Below are 19,635 nucleotides of genomic sequence, written 5' to 3'. Positions count from 1 at the left end.
TGAGCTATTCAACGCTCATCGGGGTCTGTGTCTGTCACCTCGCATCCGGACCGGGTGTCGACCGCCCAGCGAACAGGTCTGTACACCGACGTACACGGCCGAGCATGCGAACGGGTCATCGCCCCCGCACATAGCGCAGCTGCGCGGGCTTGTTCGCATCGTAGTCGCCGCGGCCGGAAAGGTATTGCGGCACACCGACTTCCCACCACGCACCGGCCTCGGTCCAGTCGGCGGCCCGCGTCCGCACGACGACGACCGCCGGACGCGACGCCGCGACCGCGGCCGCCCGCGCTCGGTGGTAGGCGATTCGAAACTGGTCGGTACTAGTTGCAGCGAATACCGAGCAACCGAGCGCGGTGGCGTGCGCCGCGAAATCGACGCGCGGCGGGTCGGCGAGGGTGGTCCGACAGTCGGCGTACTGATTGTTGAACGCCGCGCCGCCCTGTCCCTCCTGGAGGCGCGCGATCACCGCGTAGCCGTCGTTGTCGCACACCACGGCGACGAACGGGTGCCCGGCGAAGGCCGCCGAGAACAGTTCCGAATTCAGCATCAGGTAGGAGCCGTCGCCGAGCAACGTGGTGACCAGACCGCCCCCGTGCGCCATGGCGGCGCCCCACGCTCCCGCGAGTTCGTAACCCATACAAGAGAATCCGTACTCCACGTCCATGCTCGGTGTCCCGCCCGCGCCGCGCCAGCCGCCGATCAGCTCGCCCGGCAGCCCGCCGGAAGCCGTCATGACGTAGTCCTCGGGCGTCGAGAGCTCGTTGACGATGCCGACGACCTGGGCATAGCTGGGCGTGCCCGGCGTCGGCGCGCGCAGCTTGTCGATCTGGGCGTCCCAGGTTTCCCGCAGCGGTGCGGCGCGCCGAGTCCAGTCGCCAGGCGCGGTCCATCCGGGCAGGTGTTCGCCCAGCTCGGTGAGGGTGGCGGCCGCGTCGCCGACGACCGGCAACGCGCCGTGCTTGACCGCGTCGAAGCGGGCCGCGTTGATCGTGACCACGCGGACGTCGGGCGCGAAGACCGTCCACGAGGCCGTCGTGAAGTCCTGCAACCGGGTGCCGACGGCGAGCACCAGGTCCGCGTCCGCGGCGAGCGTGTTCGCCGACGCGGAGCCGGTGATGCCGAGTGGGCCCGCGTGCAACGGATGGTCGTGCGGCACCAGTGTGCGGCCTGCGGTGGTCTCGGTGATCGGAATGCCGTGCCGCTCCGCGAATTCCACCGCGATCGCGCCCGCGCCCGCGTACCGCACGCCGCCGCCGAGCACCAGCAGCGGTCGCCGCGCGGCGCGTATGGCCGCGGCGGCCTCGGTCAGCGCGCGCACATCGGGGCGGGGACGCGGTACGCGGTGCTGCACGGGGGTGAACAGCGCGTCAGGGAAGTCGAAGGTCTCCGCCTGCACGTCCTGTGGCAGCGCAAGGGTGACCGGTCCGGCGTCGGCGGGATCGGTCAGCACCCGCGCCACCTGCGGCAGCGTCGCGATGAGCTGTTCGGGTCTGGTGATCCGGTCGAAGTAGCGGCTCACCGCGCGGAACGCGTCGTTCACCGTCGCGGTCGCGTCCCCGAAGTGTTCGACCTGTTGCAGCACCGGGTCGGGGGCGCGTCCGGTGAACGTGTCGCCGGGAAGCAGCAGCAGCGGCAGCCGGTTCGCGTGCGCGACGCCGGCGGCGGTCACCATGTTCAGCGCACCCGGCCCGATGGAGGACGTGGCGACGCCGACTTGGCGTCGATGCGTGGCCTTGGCGTAGCCGACGGCCGCCAGCGCCATCCCCTGCTCGGTGTGTCCGCGCCAGACGGGCAGCTCGTCGCGGCGTTCGTGCAGCGCGGTGCCGAGGCCGAGCACGTTGCCGTGTCCGAAGATCGCGAAGACGGCAGGGAACAGCGGCACGTCCGCGCCGTCCAGCGTCTCCGAGCGCTGCGCGATCAGCCAGGACACCAGGGCCTGCGCGGTGGTCAGTTCCACGACGACCGCCCCTCCGGGCCGGTGACCGGGCAGCGCGGGTCGGGCTGCTCCCCCGCCCAGCCGTCCCGGATCCAGGCGTGCGCCGGATCGTCGCAGAAGGCCATCGACCGCTCGGGCGCCGGACCGGCCAGCACGTTGAGGTAGTACATCGGGTAGCCGGGCGCCGCCACGCACGGACCGTGGTAGCCGCGCGGCACCAGGAACACGTCGCCGTCGCGCACCGCCACGTTCTCGTCCACCTCGGCGTCGGCGGTGTAGACGCGGTGCAGGCCGAAGCCCTCGCGGGATGGGGTGACGCCGTCGCGGCCTGCGATGCGGAAGTAGTAGATCTCCTCGTTGACCACCTCGCACGCGCTCGCCTCGTCGTGCTTGTGCGGCGGGTACGACGACCAGTTGCCGTCCGGCGTGATCAGCTCGCAGGCGTTGAGCTTGTCCGCGTGTGCCCACACACCGGGCACGCCGAAGTTGTTGACCTGCCGCGTCGCCCGGCCCGCGCCCCGCACCTCGACCGGAACTTCTTCGGCCGGGCCGTATTTCGGCGACAGCCGCCGCCCGCATTTGGCCATGGGCATGGCAAGGACCGCGCCACCGGCGCTGGACAACGTCACCTCGGCATCGCGCGGTACGTACGCGAAGTCGGTGACGCGGGTGAAAACCGAGTCGCGCCCGCGCAATTCGAGGACGAGCGTGTCCGCCCGGACGACGCAGGAGCCGGACAGCGGCAGCACGAACGCCTCGTACTCGCCGGTGGACAGGGTTCTGGTCTCGCCGGGTGCGAGCTCGAGCACCCGCAGCCCTGTGTAGCGCCATCCGGCGTCCTCGGCGGTGAGCAGGACCGGATCTCGGCCGTCGGCCAATGTCCCGGCCGGACGATGCAGTGTCATCGGGACTCCTTCAGCATTCGTGCCGCCGCGTCGACGGCGGCGGCGACATCGCCGTCCGGCGGATAGAGCAAGGTGCGCCCGACCACAAGGCCGCGCACGACGTCGTGGTGCAGCGCGCCGCCCCAGGCGGCCAGGTCCGCCGCCGGATCACCGGAGGGCACGCCGCCGAGCACGACGACCGGCAGCGTGGTGGCGTCCAACACCGAACTGTCCTCGGGGGCCGGAATTTTCAGCCAGGTGTAGGCCGAGGTGACCCCGAGGCCCGAGGCGACCGTGATGGCCCGCGTGAGCGAGGGCGCGTCCTTGCTCATCACCAGCGCGCCGGACGCGTCGCGGTGGTACGGCAGCGGTTCCACCATCGCCATCAGCCCGTGCGCGGCGAGTTCGGACACCGCCTGCGCGCAGGCGTGCAGGGTGGGCACCGTGCCGGGATCCGAATCGACAAGGCGCAGCAGCATTTTGCCGCCGTCGAGGCGGTAGCGGACCAGGGCGTCGGCGTCGTAACCGGTGAACCTGTCGTCGATCTCCCATTCGGCGCCCGCGAGGCCGCCGCGGTTCATCGAACCGATCACCACCTTGTCGTCCAGCGCGTCGAGCAACAGCAGCTCCTCGACCACGTCCGGCGATCCGAGCACGCCGTCCACCGCCGGGTCGGCCAGCGCGATCAGCAGCCGTTCCAGCAGGGTGCGCCGATCGGCCATCGCGGTGCGGTCCGAACCGACGCCGAGCGCGCCGCGCGCGGGATGGTCGGCGGCGACGAGGAACAGCGTCTCGCGTTCCGAGAGCAGGGCGGACCGCCGCATTCGCTTGGCGTAGGCCCGTTCGACGGCGGCGGGGTCCGTCGCGCGCACGCGCAGCAGCTCGGCCCAGCGCTCGTCGGTCAGGTGCGGAACGGGGTTCATCGGCACAGCAGCTCCTCGATCTCCGCCGCCGTCGGCATGGCGTCCGCGCAGGCCAGCCGGGACGCGACCAGCGCACCCGCCGCATTGGCGTAGACGCCGATGCGGTGCGGGTCCCAGTCGGCGAGCAGCCCGTGGATCAGCGCGCCGCCGAAGCCGTCGCCCGCGCCGAGCCCGCAGACCACCGCCACCGGGCACGGCGGTACGGTCCAGCGCCCGTCTGCGGTGGCCACGAGCACGCCCTCGGCGCCGCGCTTGATCACCGCCAGCCGGACCCCGCGCGCCAGCAGCCGATCGGCCGCCGCGTCGGGATCGGTCGTGCCGACCGCGATGCCGACCTCGGCGCGGTTACCGACGACGACGTTCACGTGGTCGAGCATCCAGCCGATCTCGGCGCGCGCGGTCGCCTCGTCCGGCCAGAACATCGGCCGATAGTCCAGGTCGAGGACCGTGTAGCCGCGCCGGGCGCGGCGCTCCAGGATCGCGCGCTGGGTGCCGCGCGCGGGTTCGGCACTGACGCCGGTGCCGGTCACCCACAGCAGCGGCACGGCGTCGACGAGATCCCACGGCACGTCCTCGGGTGTGAGGGTGAGGTCGGGCGCGATCGGGGCGCGGTAGAAGAGCAGCGGCGGATCGGCTGGCGGGTTCAGCTCGCAGAAGACCACGGGTGTCAGCAGATTCGGCGCGGTGCCGACATAGTCCGCCGCGACCCCGAACTCGGTGAGCGCCGCGCGCACGTACGCGCCGAAGCCGTCCGGGCCGACTTTGGTGAGGACCGCCGAGCGACGGCCGAGGCGCGCGGCGGCGACCGCGACGTTGGTCGCCGTGCCGCCCAACGATTTCGCGAACGACCGCACCTCGGCGAGCGGGACGCCGCTCTGCTCCGGATACAGATCGACCCCGACGCGGCCGATGGTCAGCGCCTCGATCGTGCCCGCCCCTGCGGACCCGGTCACGAGCCGATCACCCGCGCCAATTCGTGTTGCAGCGCGTCCAATTCGGCTCCGCCCGCCATCTGCCTGGTCAGCTCGGGCAGGTCGATCTCGGACTTCTCGTAGGCGCCGAGCACCGTGCCGCGCTCGAGCAACAGGAAGCGATCGCCGACGGGGTAGGCGTGGTGCGGATTGTGCGTGATCAGGACGACGCCGAGGCCTCGTTCGCGCGCCTGCACCACGTATTTCAGCACCACCCCGGCCTGTTTCACGCCCAGCGCGGCGGTCGGCTCGTCGAGGATGAGCACCTTGGCGCCGCGATGTACGGCCCTGGCGATCGCGACGCACTGCCGCTGTCCGCCGGAGAGGGTGCCGACCGGCTGTTCCATGTCCTCGATCTCGATGCCCATGTCGGCCAGCGCCTTTCGCGCGATCTCGCGCCCGGCGTTGCGATCGAGCAGCCGGAAAGGCCCGTATCCGATCGTGGGCTCGAAACCGAGCACGAAGTTGCGCCAGACGCTCATCAACGGCACCACCGCGAGATCCTGGTACACGGTCGCGATGCCGCGATCCAATGCCGCACGCGGCGAATCGAATCGGACCCGCTCGCCCTCGACGCGCAATTCGCCCCTGTCGTGCCGGTGCACACCGGCGAGGATCTTGATGAGTGTGGATTTGCCCGCGCCGTTGTCGCCGAGCACACAGGTGACTTCGCCCGCCCGCACTACGGTCGACACGTCGCGCAGCGCGACGACGCCGCCGTAGCTCTTGCCGATGTCGATCGTCTCGATCAGGGGGGCGGTCATCGGCGCACCCTTTCCGCTCGCTTCTGGAATCTGTTGTTCACCAGCACCGCGGCCAGCAGCAGCACGCCGAGGAACAGCATGAACCAGTCGCTGTCCCAGCGCGCGAACACGATGCCCTGGCGCGCCATGCCGAAGATGAGCGCGCCGATGGCCGCGCCGATCGCCGAGCCGAAGCCGCCGGTCAGCAGGCAGCCGCCGACCACGGCCGCGATGATGTAGTGCAGCTCGAGTCCGACGCCCTGGTTGGCCTGCACGCTGGCGAAACGCAAGATGTTGCAGGAGCCGACCACCCAGCCCGCGAACGCGGTCCCCATGAACAGCAGGATCTTCGTCCGGTCCGCCGGGACACCCACCGCCCGCGCGCTGGTCAGCGAGCCGCCGACCGCGAAGATCCAATTGCCGAACTTGGTGCGCACCAGGATGATCGAGGCGATCGCGGTGAGCACGATCCACCACACCACCGAGGCCTGGATGCGCGCGTCGCCGATGTTCAGCGTGGCAGCGAACACCCAGCCCGCCGACTCGTAGCCGTCCGCGGCCCGCACGCCGGACACCTGGACCGTGTCGGTGACCAACCGGGTGACGCCGAGGTTGAGCCCTTGCAGCGCAAGGAAAGTGCCGAGCGTGACGATGAAACTCGGTAGCCCCGTGCGCATCACGACCCAGCCGTTGAACGCGCCGACGGTCAGCGCGAACACCAGCGAGGCCAGCAGCGCGAACCAGACGTTCCACCCCGCGTGCACCGCGAGCAGCGCCGTGACGAGCGCGGTCGAGGCGGTCATCACGCCCGCCGAGAGGTCGAATTCGCCGCCGATCATCAGCAGCGCCACCGCGACCGCCATGATGCCGAGCGTGGACGCGTCGTCCAGCCAGGTCGCGATCCCGAGCGGGCTGAGGAAGCGGTCGGTGACGAGCGAGAAGAAGACGAACACCAGCAGCGCGCCGAGGGCGGCTCCGATCTCCGGTCGCACCGCCAAGCGCTGTAGGAGGCTCGGTCCTTCGGCGCGGCCGGTCGGCGTGACCTCGGTGGGCTCGGTCGTCGTGGTCATGTTCGTGCTCCTCACCGGGTGCCCTGGGCGACGAGCGTGGCGACGGCCTCGACGTTGTCGGCGTCCACGAAGCCGGGGCCCGTCTGCACCGGCGCGCCGCCGCCGACCGTGTTCAGATTCGTGCGATACAGCTGGAGCAGCACGATCGGCAGGTAGCCCTGTTCGTACTGTTGCTGATCGACCGCGAACAGCAGCGCACCCGCCCGGATGGCCTCGACCACGTCGGTGTTCAGGTCGAACGTCGCCACCGTGGCGGCGGATCTCGATTCGCGCACCGCGTCCACCGCGCGGGCCGCGACCTGGGAGTTCAGCGTCAGCACGGCATCGATCGAGCGATCGGCCTCCAGCGCCCCCTTGATTCGGGATTGGGCGTCGGTGGGGTTGTTGATGTCGACCTGGAGCGTCGCGCCGTTGCCGAACGCGCGGGTCGCGCCGTCACAGCGCTGATTGGCACCGATATTGCCCGCCTCGTGGATGACGCACAGCAGCTTCGTGCGTCCGGCGTCGGCGAGCCGCCTGCCCGCCGCCTGGCCCGCCAAGCCCTCGCTTTGTCCGACGTGCGCGAACGCGCCGTACTTCGCGCTCTCGCTCTCGCCCGAGTTGATGGTGACCACCGGGATTCCGGCCGCCACCGCGCGCTCCACCGAGGGCCGCAGCGCCTCCGGGTTGGCCATCGAGACCACCAGACCGTCCACGCCCTGCGCCACCGCGTTGTCGATCAGCTTCGCCTGCTGGCCGGGATCGCCGGAAGAGTTGTATTGCACGGCGACGCCGAGTTCCTTGCCCGCGGCCTCCGCACCGTTCTTGACCACGTTCCAGAAGGCGTCGCCCGCGCTGCCGTGGGTCACCACCGCGACGGACTCCAATTCGCCTGCGGCGACAGGTGATTGGGTGGTGCCGACTACGTCCGCGCCCGGGCCGCTGCATGCGGCCAGTGCCGCGACGGCCGCCAGCGACAGGGCCGCGCGCAACGAGAATCTCTGGGTGGCAGCGACTTTTCGTCCGAACATCCGGCACGCCTCCTACCGTGACGCCGATGCGACGCCCAGCTCGGCGAGGTAGCGCAGACTGTGTTGCGCGTCGCGGCTTGCCGAGGTCACGGGGTCGGTCGGTCGCAGCGCGGTGTCCTGCTCGATGACGTACCAGCCGCGATAGCCCGCCTCGCGGACCGCGCGCACGAGTGCCGCGATATCGATGTCGCCCCGGCCGAGCGGTGCGTAGAGCCCGCGTCGCACCGCCTCGCTGTATTCGATTGCGCCACTGTGCACTTCGTTGGCCAGTTCGGCGCGCACGTCCTTGAGGTGGACGTGTCCGATGCGGCGCGGGTGCCTGCGGGCCAGGTCGACGGGGTCGGTTCCGCCGATCAGCAGATGGCCGGTGTCGAGGCAGAGATCGAGGTCGGAGTCCGCGAGGAACCGTTCGACCTCGGCCTCGGTCTCCACGTGCGTGCCGACGTGCGGGTGCAGCACGGTGCGCAGGCCGTGCGCCGCAGCGAGGTCGCGGACGGCCGCGGCGGTGTCCAGCAGGGTTCGCCACTCGGCGACGTCGAGTTCGGGGCGCGCGTCGTAACCGTCCAGGCCGGTGGCAGCGGCCAGCACCAGGACCTCCGCTCCGGTGGCGGCGAACAGCGCGGCCGCTCGTTGCGCTGCGGCCAGCGCGTCCTCCGGCGCACGGTGCAGCGGCAGCGCGAGGAACCCGCCGACGGCGCGGATGCCGAAGCGGTCCAGCAAAGCGCGCAGCACCGCCGGGTCATCCGGGAGGTAGCCGGGTGGGCCCAGTTCGGTCGCGGTGATGCCCAACCGCGCCATCTCGGCCAGCACGGTTCCCGCCTCGAGCACATGGCCCCAGCCGGGGACTTCGCACACGCCCCAGGAGATCGGTGCGGCCGCGATGCGTAGCGGGTAGAGAGGTTCGGTCATCGTCTCTCCGACCTTCGAGGTGAACAGGTGCCCTCGCTTTGGAGCGCTCCAACTATGTAACGCAGGCCACATCGTGTCAAGGGGTGCGACTCCCGCGCGTTTCCGCGCCTCCACCTCGTATTTCTTTGCCCGGCATGGCAAGAGGACGCGGGGCGATCGTCTGGCAATGTCCGATTAGAGCGCTCCATTGATGCCGCGCCGCGCCCCGTGTAACGTCCGATCCGGCAGCCGGCGCGGCTTCGGCGAGCCGGGGTTCGGAATGGCGGACGGAGGCGAGATGGCGCGACCGACGATGGAGGACGTCGCCGCACGCGCGGGCGTCTCCCGCGCGCTGGTCTCCCTTGTCATGCGGGATTCGCCCAAGGTCAGCGCGCACCGGCGCCGTGCCGTGCTCGAGGCCGCGCGTGAGCTCGGCTATCAGCCGCACATCATGGCGAGATCGCTGGCCAGCCGGACCTCCAATATCGTCGGCGTCCTCGTCTCGGATCTGCGCAACGCCTTCTTCGCCGACGTGGTGGAGGGGATGGACGCCGCCGCGCAGCGGTCGGGGCTCGAACTGATCCTGAACACCGGCCGCCGCAGTGCCGCTCGCGAGCGCACCGCGCTGGAGAGCCTGCTGTCGTTCCGGCCCGGCGGGATCATCCTGCTCTCCCCCGTGTTGCCCGCTGCGGCGATTCGTCAAGCGGCGCAGCAGGTTCCGCTCGTGTTGGTCTCACGCGGCTCCACGATCGCGGGCGTCGACACCGTCAACGACGACGGCGAACTCGGCGCGGCACTGGCCGTCGACCATCTGGTCTCGTTGGGCCACAGTCGAATCGTGCACCTCGACGGCGGAGCCGCGTTCACCGCCGCCGCGCGCCGCCGCGGCTACCGCATCGCGATGGCGCGACACGGTCTGGAACCGATGGTGATCTCCAGCGAACACACCGACTCGGCAGGCATGGCCGGGGTGCGCAAACTGCTGAAGATCTTCTCGCCCGGCAACTTTCCCACCGCGCTGGTGTGCGGCAACGACTTCAACGCGGTCGGCGCCATGTCCGCGCTCGAGGAAGCCGGACTGCGTGTGCCGGAGGACGTCTCGGTCGTCGGTTACGACAACACCTCGCTCGCCGCGCTGCGCCACATCGCGCTCACCACCATCGACCAGCCGCGCGTCCGGATGGGCGAGCTGGCCGTGGAAGCGCTCGCCGAACGTCTGCGCGACAACCGCACCGACCCCGTCCGTCGCAGGCTCGAACCCGAGCTCGTCGTCCGCGGCACCACCGCCGCGCCCGGCTGAAACCTTCAGGCACGCAATCGCATTCCCACCGAGGAGGATCGATGAGCAGCACCGTCACATTAGGCCTCGCGGGCGTCGGCCGCATCGGCACGGCGCACGCCGAAACACTGCACGGACTCCCCGGCGTCGATCGCGTCGTCGTCGCCGACCTCGACGCCACCCGCGCGCGCACCACCGCGGCCAAACTCGGCGTCGAGGCTGTTGGGGACATCGAGACGCTCCTCGCCGCCGACCTCACCGGGCTCGTCATCGCCACCGCGACCGATTCCCATCCCGCGCTGATCGCGGCGGCCATCGACCGCGGTATCCCGGTCTTCTGCGAGAAGCCGGTCGCCCGCGACATCGACGGCACGCTGGCCGTGCTCGACCGTGTGCGCGACAGCGCCGTTCCCGTGCAGATCGGCTTCCAACGCCGCTTCGACGCCGGCTACCGCGCCGCCCGCGCGGCCGTCGCCGGCGGCGAACTCGGCTGGCTGCACACCCTGCGAGCCACCACACTGGACCCCGCCCCGCCACCCGCCGACTACATCCCCCGCTCCGGTGGCCTTTTCCGCGATTGCGGCGTCCACGACTTCGACATCATCCGCTGGGTCACCGGCCGCGAAGTCACCGAGGTCTACGCTCGCGGCGCCAACCGCGGCGACGAATTCTTCACCGCCGCAGGCGATATCGACACCGCCGCGGTCCTGCTCACCCTCGACGACGGCACCCTCGCGACCGTCAACCTCGGCCGCTACAACGGCGCGGGATACGACGTCCGCCTCGAAGTGCTCGGCTCCCGAGGCAACGCCATCGTCGGCCTCGACGACCGCGCCCCGCTCCACTCCGTCGAACCCGACCACCCCACCTCCCCCGACCCCGCCTACCCCGGCTTCATGGAACGATTCCGCCGCGCCTACACCGAGGAACTCACCACCTTCGTCGCCGTCGCCACCGGAACCGCACCCAGCCCCTGCACCATCGCCGACGCCCTCGAAGCCTTCTACATCGCCGAGGCTTGCGAACTCTCCCGCGCCGAGCGCCGGCCGGTCGCCCTCACCGAAGTGCGCCGCTGAGCCCGCCGCCTGCCCTTTCCCGAAAGGAGCCCCTCGCCCACCCCGCCGCAACGATCCCAGATGTCAGCCGAACATGTCGGACCCCACCGCCAAACTAGTGCCACCAGGACAACTGCCCGCCGCACACCGGCGGGCCCGGCTCACCGGGGGTCCCATGCTCAACGTCGCGCTCACCACCGTCTCCATCACCTGCATCGCCACCGCCCTCCTCACCCTCACCGCAGGCGGCATCACCGACTCCCTCGCCGCCCGCGCCATCAAATCCTCCGAATCCTGCTTCATCGGCGACATCGTCCCTACCGACAAGTTCTTCGAGAACCGCCAGCGGCATGAGCGGCTGCACCGGATTACGGTGCGGTTGATGATGAGTGGGTTGGTGACGTTAGTTGTCGGGATCGCAGTGCTGGGATTGGCGGCCTGGCAGTTCATACACACCGCGCGTTGACCGGTCTCACGCCCCCGCCGGAGGAAGCCAAGCTCGGTCATCCGGCGGGAGAGTGCCGCTCCTGATACCGAGATCGGCGCGGGCGCACTCGTAGAATTCGTTGCGCCTCCGCCCGATCGAATCGAACAGCTCAACGTACACCGCGTGATCGACATCCTGCAGCCTCGCGACCAGGCTCAGCTTCCACATCCCTTCGTGCCAATGGCGTGCAGCGGAGGCGGAGATCGCCGCGGGAGAACCGAGCAGCAGCACGCTCTCCCACTTCACTGTTCTGTCCGCATCCGCCGACGCCAAGGCCATCAGCCCGTCGATCGGCTGATCGTTCGCGGGATACCCCCTCGTCGCCGTCACCCGATAAGCCAGCTGCGCACAGGTTTTGACGGAGTTCGCGTACTCCGAATGCGCGGCCAACCGCTTGTCGTCCCACCGCCCATCTTGATTTCTCCGCCACTTCGCCCGCTCTATCAACGTCGTCGCGGCGAACGTCCCCACGCCGTCGAGGCCGAGCCTCACGCGGCGGGTGCGCACCCATGCGATCGCCGATGCGGCAAGTGTGGGTCATGGGGTGCAACGTCGATGCCGCGTTGCACGGCGCTGCAAAGTCAGCCGGTGAGGCGTAGCAGCACGGACTCCGGGATGGTTGCCACTATGGCTGGCTCTCGAGGGCCGCGGTGGGCAAAGCAGAGATCTTCGCGAGCGCGACTGCATAGCACGAAAAATCGAAGGCGCGCCTCTACACTCGTCGGATCCTCCGTGTACGCGTCCAGGTCCGGGACGAAGACGCTGTCGAACTCCAGGCCCTTCATACTGGCCGTGCTGAGGATCCGTATTGGGCGCATCGAGAAATCGACAGTATTGCGATACTGATCGCCGTTCACATAGGCCTGGGTGTATTTCGATAGGCCAAGCTGCGTGAGTTCGCCCTGAACCTCTCGTAGCAGATAAGTTGACCGACATATGATCCCCACACTTTGCTCGGGATGTTTGTCGAAGCGTTGGCGGACTTCGCCGAGGAATTGTTTCAGAGAGGACACTCTCAGTACCCTCGGGGAACAGCCGCCGCGTCGCGGCAAGGACATCTCGCGGCGGGTGTCCATAGCGAATTTTGATGCCAGCAAGGCAATTTCACGAGTGCTCCGGCGGTTCTCATGCAGCACGATCGGATCAGCACCAACGGCCAGTATACGGCACATCTCAGCCACAGTAGTTTGATCATCACCGATTGGCTCATTCTGGTCCGCAATAATTGTGATGTCGATACCAATGATGCGACAAAATTGATACAAGCCGACGGGCAGGTTCTGCCCCTCGTCGATCACCAAATGCGCGGCAGATCTGACCTTCTTACGGATGCAATTCCGCTGCATCTCAACCCAGTCGTAGTTCCAGCCATCATCGTCTATCTTTGGGAGATCGGTTTCGAAATGTTCGCACCAGAATTTTCTGATCCACCGATGATAGGTGGTGACATCGAGGGCTTCCGTGAGATCAGGGGCCAGTTGTCCGAGATATTGATGCAGGAGATTGGAGTGCGTCAACAAGGTGACTGCGCGCCCAGCAGTTGCCAGCATCCACGCGCGGTAAATTGCCATTACGCTCTTTCCTGCCCCAGTGGCTCCAGTGATGATGTAACATCCATCGAACGGAAGATCAATGACTTTCCGCTGCTCACCGTCGAGGTCGAGGAGGGAAGGGACATTCATTGTCGATCGACAGCTTCGGCCGATTCCTCGAGTGCGGCCTGAACGACTTCCTGGAAGAACCCGGGAACTTCGCCGTTTCCGATCAGCAATATTCTGTCCAAAAGGGTGTTTCCGATCTCGCAGCATGTTTCGGGGAGAAGCGTACAAGCGTGGCACGCAGCTCGGTTGAGGTTTGCCAGAGACCTTCCGGTGGAGTCGGCGCATAGCGGGTCCTGGGAGCACCACTGCGCCGATTCGAGCAAACGGATAAGAGTCTCCGAGAGGTTCGGTGGTTGCCCCTGGCGAACGAGTCCGCCCAATGTCCCTTCAGCGTCCCCAGCCGCCGTGTAGATGAAAACCCCTGATTGTGGCGGAAGTTTACTAGCCGTGGGATGACTTCGAGCATAAACACGTTCTCGCAGCGCCGCGGCATTATACCCGCTGTCGTAGGAGAGCTGGCGGATGAAGTGATGAGCAAGGGTGTGCAGCATCACAAATCGCGGGAGAAGTTCCGGACCGGACTTACTTCTCAGACGATCGGCTTGAAAGGAGGCGTCCAAGTTGCGCTCGATCCGTCGCGTCCATCCGCGGACCGGTTCAAGACGCTCCCAGGCACTCAACCTTTTCTCGTCAACGGCAATGAAGATACCTTCGCCATACGTTTCGATGGCGGGCAGCCACCGCGCCCGGCTCGCTGTGTTGACCGACACCACGATCCCGCCCCTATCCTCCTCGTCGCCCGCGCTGGGCTCGTAACGTGAGAATCCTTCGAGCGCACGAACCTCACGGACACGATCCGCCACAACGACCGCAGAGATCGCCGCGGCCAATATTCGCATGGATCCGGGATCACCTGGCCTGATACCGAGATCAGTTCGGCGGACCGAGAACGTCTGCGATTCAGCGACGGATTCAGGCGCGGAGAAAGCCGCCCATTCAGCAATGCTGAGATCCTCGTCCGGGTCAACCGCCTTCACGCTCGACCTAGCCCTGGAAACATGATGGTTTCGCAAATTCTCGACGAATTCCTCCGACACTCCACACTGAATAGCAATAACCTTTTTGTAGGCGTCGGCGGCCGGGCTGCTATCCGAACTGACGAAATCTGGCCACAGCGCGTTGTTGATGACTTTCTGTGTCAACTCGTCATCTTCGGGCAAACCACTGGGCGCCGGAATGTCGAGCGCCGAGTGCGTGATTGGGAAGTACACGTTGGATGCACCACGCTGTACCGCTTGGGGCACTTCCTCGCATGAAACGGCCTCATCGGTCCCGTACTGCCAGGGATGGGTTCCGCGGCACTTCACGCGTGACTGCTTGAGGATGTCCTTTTGGCTGAGCCCCGCCAGACTGCGTTCGGCCCGGCAGACGAGGCAGACGACTCGGAGGGCCTCCAACCCGGAGGATTCGGGAGTAGCGACGAATCGTAGCCTGTCAACAACCTGGCATTGGCGCTGAGCATGTCCTTCGTGCTTGGAGTGAGCCCACCAGTGCCAATCGATGTCAGACATGTGACCTGCCCTGCATACCTGGATGAAACGCATCGGAGCCAGGTGCGCCTTTGCTGGACACCGACGGCAGGTCGGTGGCTTGTCCCGCTGCTCGAGATCCTGGCGCCAGTACTGCATGCCTCTGCACTGAGGGCAGAACAGCCACTTCGGAAATCGTACGTATGTAGGCCCGATACGGGTCGTGTAAGCAGCCTTGCCGGAGGGGATGACGGGGGCTGATCGGAAGCCCTCAACCCCCAGCTTCATTGCGAGCCGCGGCGATTCCACGCGCTCGCCATTGGCTGCCCAACTCCGGATATCGGCACCTACGAATGATTCGCCGCGGAGGTCGATAATCCCGCCGACGCCGAAGGGAACAATGGTCTGTGCTCTGCGCACCTTGCGGCGAATATCCTTCACGGCGTTCCTCTCACGGCAACAAGACACTCGCGATCGACGTTGCGCATCGACTGTGGCGTCTCCCACAGGCCACCTTGCTTGCCGAAATCGGTGAGGAGCGATGTGTACAAGCGACCCTGCGGTTGGTAGTAGAGTCGGCCGCCGTCACCGCGCAAGATCTCAGCCTCCTGCTGCCAAGCCGCTATCAGCGCGTCGAGTTGTTCGGCCGCGGCATCGGCCTCCTCTGGATCGGCCCGCCGTACGTGATTCACGACAATGTCGCGGACGCGCACCACTTCGTCTGTGTGATCGAGTATTTCCCCCGCCTTGTTCTCCGCGTTCAAGCCGATTCCGTGACGAACGAGGATCGTGAGCACCGCGTGTAGGGCGCGGTTGCGGGAGGGCATGGACCACGGTGTGACACTGGTGGGCTCGACGTGCCGGTACAGCGAGCGATGGTAGGCGCCGAACGACTCGTAGTGAGAACGGTCGCGGGGCTTGGTCGAGCGAAAGAGCGTGACGATCAATCCGGGCACTTTTTTTCGACCCACCCGGCTAGTGGCCTGGATGTACTCCGACGTCGTCTTGGGTTGCCCGTTCATGAGCATGAGGCCGAGCCGTGGCACGTCGACGCCCACAGCAAGCATGTTGGTAGTGGCGAGAAACGAGATGCTGTCATGTTCTTCCAAGCTTTTGCCCAGACGGTCGAGAAGCTCCGGTTGATCAGTGCGCGGAATATTGCTCGTGAGCTCGGCTACCGAATCGTCGCTCAAACTCCTGCGCAGAGTGTGGTCCTTGGTCAGATGCTCGAGACGTGCAGGGATGTCGTCGCGCGCGATCGTGACCGTTCGACCAAGTTCCCGAAGGCTGTTGTGGTACGCAACCACCGTCCAGTAGGCATCGCGAAGGGCGTCGTCGGCGCAGATCTCCATCGGTGCCTGTAGCGCGGCGGCCCCCACGTGAATTGTCGCGGTGGAGGCGGTGTGCCCCTGAGCCATGACACCCACGTACAGACGTCCGGGCTTTTCTTCGTCTGGCGAGGCGAAGTAGGAGCGCCCAGCGTTGATCCCCGCCGGTGGAAAGAGTTGCGCCGGGCGCCCATAAAGGTGGCGAATCTGATCCTGCGAACGTCGGATGGTAGCGGTCGAGGCGACAATCTTCGGCACGGTGCCGCCCCAGGCACACAGTTCGAGGATCGCCGACTCGTACAGACCGACCGTTGTTCCCAAAGGTCCAGCCAGCAGGTGCAACTCGTCCTGAATCACCAGGGAAGGCGCGCGCTTCCCCTCGCTACCGAATAGGTTCCCCGCGTCTGGCTCCCACGCCAGGCGCGCGAACTTGTCCACGGTCCCGAGCACGAAGGTCGGAGGTTCCTTGTAGATCTGTTCGTCTACAACGGAAACCGGAAGCCAGTCGTGGAAGACACACGAGTTGCGGGGACAGAAGAACGAGGTGGTGACTCCGTCAGCACGAATACCGAAGTCCTTGTCCTTCCCGCCTCGTTTCGGAACGATTTCGGTGCCGCACCAGGGGCAGCGCTCCAGCAGAAAGCGATCATCAGGTTTGGGCATCCCCTTCAACACATGAAGCTCGTCTTGAGCGGCGGAGATCCTGTTGGGCGTCGTTTCCCGACCGACCCAGAGCCCGATGGAGATGGGCTCGTCTCCCAGGTCGTGAAGTAGGGGGCCGTCGTGTCCTCTCCTGATGTATTCCAGTGCACAGACAGCCGTCGCCGTGCGCTGGAACTGCTGGGTGGTGAGCAGACTCAGTGTGTATCGGCTCAGAACTGCTGTACCGCCTCCCTCTGGTCCGTATCGAAGTCGGCGCCAAAGGATCTCGAAGCAGGCAGTGAGAAGGTACGCCTCTGTCTTGCCGCCACCGGTGGGAAACCAGATGAGGTCGACTGTCTTGCGGTGTTCGCTACCTGGATACATCAGGCTCTCGACCACTAGAAGAAAGTAGGCGAGTTGGAACGGGTGCCACGCATAGTCTCCGTCAGGCTCTGTCTGTTCGAGCACTTCACTTCCCCTGCGCCGACGGCTGCCCGCCAGTTCCCGACGGCTGTGGAGCATCTGAAGCGCCATAGCCCGGTTGGCAAGACGGAATGCCTCGCGCGCCTTGGCTCCTGCCAGTGTCGATGCAGTAAGTGCCTCCACACCTGACGTCATGCGTTCGAGCACGGTATCGATGCGTTCGAGGATGCGCTTGGCGGGGTTGGCCGCCCATTCCTTCAGGGATTCCGCTTCCGACTGCTGGGTTTCGAACCACTTTCGATAGCCCAGGATAAAAGAGTGCAGACCGGTCCGGAGGTCGTCTTCCGCAAGCTCAGGTTGGGACAAGTGCGCGAGATTGAGTACCGGGAGATCCTTGGGCCCATCAGGTTTGATGTGCTCAACCACCTGCTCAGGCATGACCTGCGCTCGCACTGTGGTGACTTGGTCGGACTTTTCGTTCCACACGACGGCACAGCCGTGACCCACCGCTCTGGTAACGATGTGCCGGTATTGAACGCGAAGCTCCTGCTCTTCTTCGTCTCGACTGTTGAGACGGGTGCTCGGATACTCGAGGATCTTTCCTCCGAGTGTTGTTGCCTCCAACTCAGCCTGGAAAAGCATCAGATCCCGGTCCCGGTGAGCACTCTCCTCTTCGTTGTGCGCATTCGCCAGCACACAAGTTACGAGATGTCCCAGTCCATAAGGGCGCCAACGTATATGGAGACGACCGTGCCCATCGAGAACATCGATCGCTGTTGTCTGCTGTTCCGCAACGACGGGCACCGTTGCGGAAAGTCGAGGTTGTCGTTGCCAGCTGCGGCGCCCTCCCTCGCGCAGTGTCAAGTAGCGAGAAGCCTTGCAGGACACCTCGATCTGTCGGGCATCGGTGAAAAAGGAGAATCCGAGCGATGAGGGAAGCCACGCATTTGCTTCGGCCACAGGATCGTCGGCGAACCTGTCCTCCTCACCGTTGCCGGCCGCCGTCTCGCTGAAAGTCTGCTCGGCATCCTCCTGCGAGTGCTCCAGTAAGGAAGCTCCACGCGGATATAACGTGCCCATCAAGTACCGTCGGTCAGGGGGGTCGACGAGAGTCTCGTCGTCGGCGCCTGCCGGGCCGACCAATTGCCGGCGGAGATATCTCACGAACTGGCGCCGGTGCTCAGAAAGTGCCGATTCCGAGTCGTTCATACCAGACGCCCCTCCTCCACCAGTACGGCGATGCTCAACTCTTTCAATCTCTCGCGAACGCCAGGCTGGCAAGCGACCCAGAGCTGGGCACGAGCCCTGGTCCAAGCTACATATAGCGCGTCGAGGCGATCCTCGAGGTGCTCCGGTCCGAAGTCGATCAGGCAGACGACGTGATTCTCATGCCCCTTGAAGTCCGAGACGGAGGACCAGGTTAGACGGGGCTTCCTACGGTCAGCCCCGACTACGTCCGTGAATCGCTCGATCCTGGAGGATCGCTGCGACAGGCGAGCCGAACTCGATTCCCACTCCCCGGAAGCGGACAACAGCGTGACGTCACGCGGCGAAACGTCCTCCGCCACGAGTTCGTTCACGTAGTCGTCGAGAGCAGTGGCCTCCTCCTGAGCATTCTGTACGTCGATGAAGCGGACCGGCTCTCCCTCGCCTGCAGACGCGACGCCGAGGTCCGCTCCGGTGTAGGCGCGAACCTGGGTGACGATCTGCACAGTATTGCGGCAATTCCGTTTCATTGGCCCGTATGTGGAGCCCATAGACTGCAGGAGGTTCCACGCGTCGGCCTCGTAGGTGTCCGGAGCCAATACCTGGTTGTTCTGATCGAGCATGAAGATCCATCGGCCGCCGGTGAGGCCGTCGGAGACGAGTTCCTCCAAGATGCCAAGACTCTCGAAGGTCATCAGGTCTTGTGCCTCGTCTACGATGAGCTGGTCGAAGGTACGGCCGCGGAGTTCGTCCAGGCGGTCGAACGGCAGGACGGTGATCGGGTGGTCGGCGAGGATTCGACGCAGGTGGGTAGCCAGTGTAGGACTCGCACAGGTGAATAGGACGCTGCCGTGGGCGGACTTTCGTCGAGCTGCCTCGGCGGCGAGGAACGTCTTGCCGGTGCCTGCGCCGCCGGTCCATATGAGGCGCGGGTTGGACTCCAGCTCGTCGAGTCTGTCGATTTGTTCATTGGTGAGGCGTTCGAAGGCGACCTCGAGACTCGTCAACCGGGACTGCAGATTGGGTACACGGTCGAACTCAGGCCGTACGGCATCGAGCATCTTCGCACGCAGCGAGGCGGAGATGGGAGTACGGGCCCACCTGTTTCGCGCCAGCCAGAAACGAGTGGCGCGCTTAATGCCTTGCTCCAGGCCTCGTCCTCCTGCGTACGCAGTTGCGCCGATGTACTGCTCCGGCTCGAACTCGGTCGTGCGTTGGATGTCGACATCCGTAGTGATCACGAGATATCCGCTGGGGACACCGTGGTCTCGCAGGTGGCCGATCCGCTCGCCGATCTCGCGTTCGAACTCGTGCATACCTCCACTAGCCTGTGCGAAAGGGCTCTCCTTCGGGCCTTCTTCACGGCCAGGTGGCCCGTAGTACCAGCGCCCGTCTCGGACACAGACGCGGCCACCTTTGACTTCGATGAAGAGCAACATGTGCGGCATGATGACGACGAAGTCGATCTCGCCGACGCGCTTCTTGTGGTGTTGGGGCAGATGAACGGCGTGCAGTGCGACGCTCTGATCATCAGGGATCTTCTTGAGCGCTGCGAACACACTGCGCTCGGCGTGACTCTTGGTGCTTCTCGAGATCTCACTCGGAACGACCCGCATATACCCTCCCAACGGTCTCGTAAACGTATCATCAAGCTATC

The 19,635-nt window shown here is 66.2% G+C and carries 16 protein-coding genes; 3 read left to right on the top strand and 13 right to left on the bottom strand.

The features are described 5' to 3' along the window. Window positions 1-115: 115 nt before the first annotated feature. From iolD to CRP45_RS25740, 8 genes are read right to left on the bottom strand one after another with little or no spacing between them, the layout of a single operon-like run. A complete protein-coding gene (gene iolD, locus CRP45_RS25775; RefSeq protein ID WP_097247381.1) occupies window positions 116-1,960 on the bottom strand; it encodes a 3D-(3,5/4)-trihydroxycyclohexane-1,2-dione acylhydrolase (decyclizing) in 1,845 nt (614 codons plus the stop codon). Further along, window positions 1,951-2,844, bottom strand: coding sequence for a 5-deoxy-glucuronate isomerase (iolB, locus tag CRP45_RS25770; protein ID WP_067781899.1), 894 nt, complete (start codon window positions 2,842-2,844; stop codon window positions 1,951-1,953). Before iolB ends, iolD begins: the two co-directional genes overlap by 10 nt. Further along, complete coding sequence (locus tag CRP45_RS25765; RefSeq protein WP_097247380.1) at window positions 2,841-3,746, bottom strand: Cgl0159 family (beta/alpha)8-fold protein; 906 nt, start codon at window positions 3,744-3,746, stop codon at window positions 2,841-2,843. The genes iolB and CRP45_RS25765 overlap by 4 nt, the downstream gene beginning before the upstream one ends. Further along, window positions 3,743-4,699 (bottom strand): 5-dehydro-2-deoxygluconokinase, encoded by a 957-nt coding sequence (gene iolC / locus CRP45_RS25760; RefSeq protein WP_097247379.1) that lies wholly within the window; start codon window positions 4,697-4,699, stop codon window positions 3,743-3,745. The genes CRP45_RS25765 and iolC overlap by 4 nt, the downstream gene beginning before the upstream one ends. Further along, entirely contained in the window at window positions 4,696-5,481 is a 786-nt protein-coding gene (locus CRP45_RS25755) for an ATP-binding cassette domain-containing protein (RefSeq protein ID WP_097247378.1), read from the bottom strand. The genes iolC and CRP45_RS25755 overlap by 4 nt, the downstream gene beginning before the upstream one ends. Next, a complete protein-coding gene (locus CRP45_RS25750; protein WP_179831018.1) occupies window positions 5,478-6,530 on the bottom strand; it encodes an ABC transporter permease in 1,053 nt (350 codons plus the stop codon). Before CRP45_RS25750 ends, CRP45_RS25755 begins: the two co-directional genes overlap by 4 nt. An 11-nt stretch (window positions 6,531-6,541) precedes the next feature. After that, on the bottom strand, window positions 6,542-7,540 hold the full coding sequence (locus CRP45_RS25745) for a sugar ABC transporter substrate-binding protein (protein ID WP_097247377.1): 999 nt from the start codon (window positions 7,538-7,540) through the stop codon (window positions 6,542-6,544). Window positions 7,541-7,552: 12 nt separating this feature from the next. Beyond that, entirely contained in the window at window positions 7,553-8,449 is an 897-nt protein-coding gene (locus tag CRP45_RS25740) for a TIM barrel protein (RefSeq protein ID WP_097247376.1), read from the bottom strand. A 277-nt stretch (window positions 8,450-8,726) separates the two neighbouring features. Between CRP45_RS25740 and CRP45_RS25735 the strand changes: the two genes are divergently transcribed. The 3 genes from CRP45_RS25735 to CRP45_RS25725 all read left to right on the top strand — a co-directional run bounded on the left by CRP45_RS25735 (window position 8,727) and on the right by CRP45_RS25725 (window position 11,228). Then, window positions 8,727-9,728, top strand: coding sequence for a LacI family DNA-binding transcriptional regulator (locus CRP45_RS25735; RefSeq protein ID WP_097247616.1), 1,002 nt, complete (start codon window positions 8,727-8,729; stop codon window positions 9,726-9,728). A 41-nt stretch (window positions 9,729-9,769) separates the two neighbouring features. Next, a complete protein-coding gene (locus tag CRP45_RS25730; RefSeq protein WP_097247375.1) occupies window positions 9,770-10,783 on the top strand; it encodes a Gfo/Idh/MocA family protein in 1,014 nt (337 codons plus the stop codon). Between the two features lie 154 nt (window positions 10,784-10,937). Then, window positions 10,938-11,228, top strand: coding sequence for a hypothetical protein (locus tag CRP45_RS25725; protein ID WP_097247374.1), 291 nt, complete (start codon window positions 10,938-10,940; stop codon window positions 11,226-11,228). A 6-nt stretch (window positions 11,229-11,234) separates the two neighbouring features. On the opposite strand, the gene CRP45_RS25720 is transcribed toward CRP45_RS25725, so the two are convergent. The 5 genes from CRP45_RS25720 to CRP45_RS25705 form a co-directional block, all read right to left on the bottom strand. Next, window positions 11,235-11,741, bottom strand: a complete 507-nt coding sequence (locus tag CRP45_RS25720) for a hypothetical protein (RefSeq protein ID WP_245910435.1) — start codon at window positions 11,739-11,741, stop codon at window positions 11,235-11,237. Between the two features lie 89 nt (window positions 11,742-11,830). Then, entirely contained in the window at window positions 11,831-12,931 is a 1,101-nt protein-coding gene (locus tag CRP45_RS25715; RefSeq protein ID WP_097247373.1) for a DEAD/DEAH box helicase, read from the bottom strand. After that, window positions 12,928-14,820, bottom strand: a complete 1,893-nt coding sequence (gene drmB / locus CRP45_RS33515) for a DUF1998 domain-containing protein (protein ID WP_143861543.1) — start codon at window positions 14,818-14,820, stop codon at window positions 12,928-12,930. Before drmB ends, CRP45_RS25715 begins: the two co-directional genes overlap by 4 nt. Next, window positions 14,817-17,981, bottom strand: a complete 3,165-nt coding sequence (locus tag CRP45_RS25710; protein ID WP_097247372.1) for a helicase-related protein — start codon at window positions 17,979-17,981, stop codon at window positions 14,817-14,819. Before CRP45_RS25710 ends, drmB begins: the two co-directional genes overlap by 4 nt. Beyond that, entirely contained in the window at window positions 17,978-19,594 is a 1,617-nt protein-coding gene (locus tag CRP45_RS25705; RefSeq protein WP_097247371.1) for a nuclease-related domain-containing DEAD/DEAH box helicase, read from the bottom strand. The genes CRP45_RS25710 and CRP45_RS25705 overlap by 4 nt, the downstream gene beginning before the upstream one ends. Window positions 19,595-19,635: the final 41 nt, after the last annotated feature.

Origin of the sequence: Nocardia amikacinitolerans (assembly GCF_900215415.1) — a bacterium.
GTDB lineage: Bacteria > Actinomycetota > Actinomycetes > Mycobacteriales > Mycobacteriaceae > Nocardia > Nocardia amikacinitolerans.
This window is presented reverse-complemented; position numbering and strand designations above follow the sequence as displayed.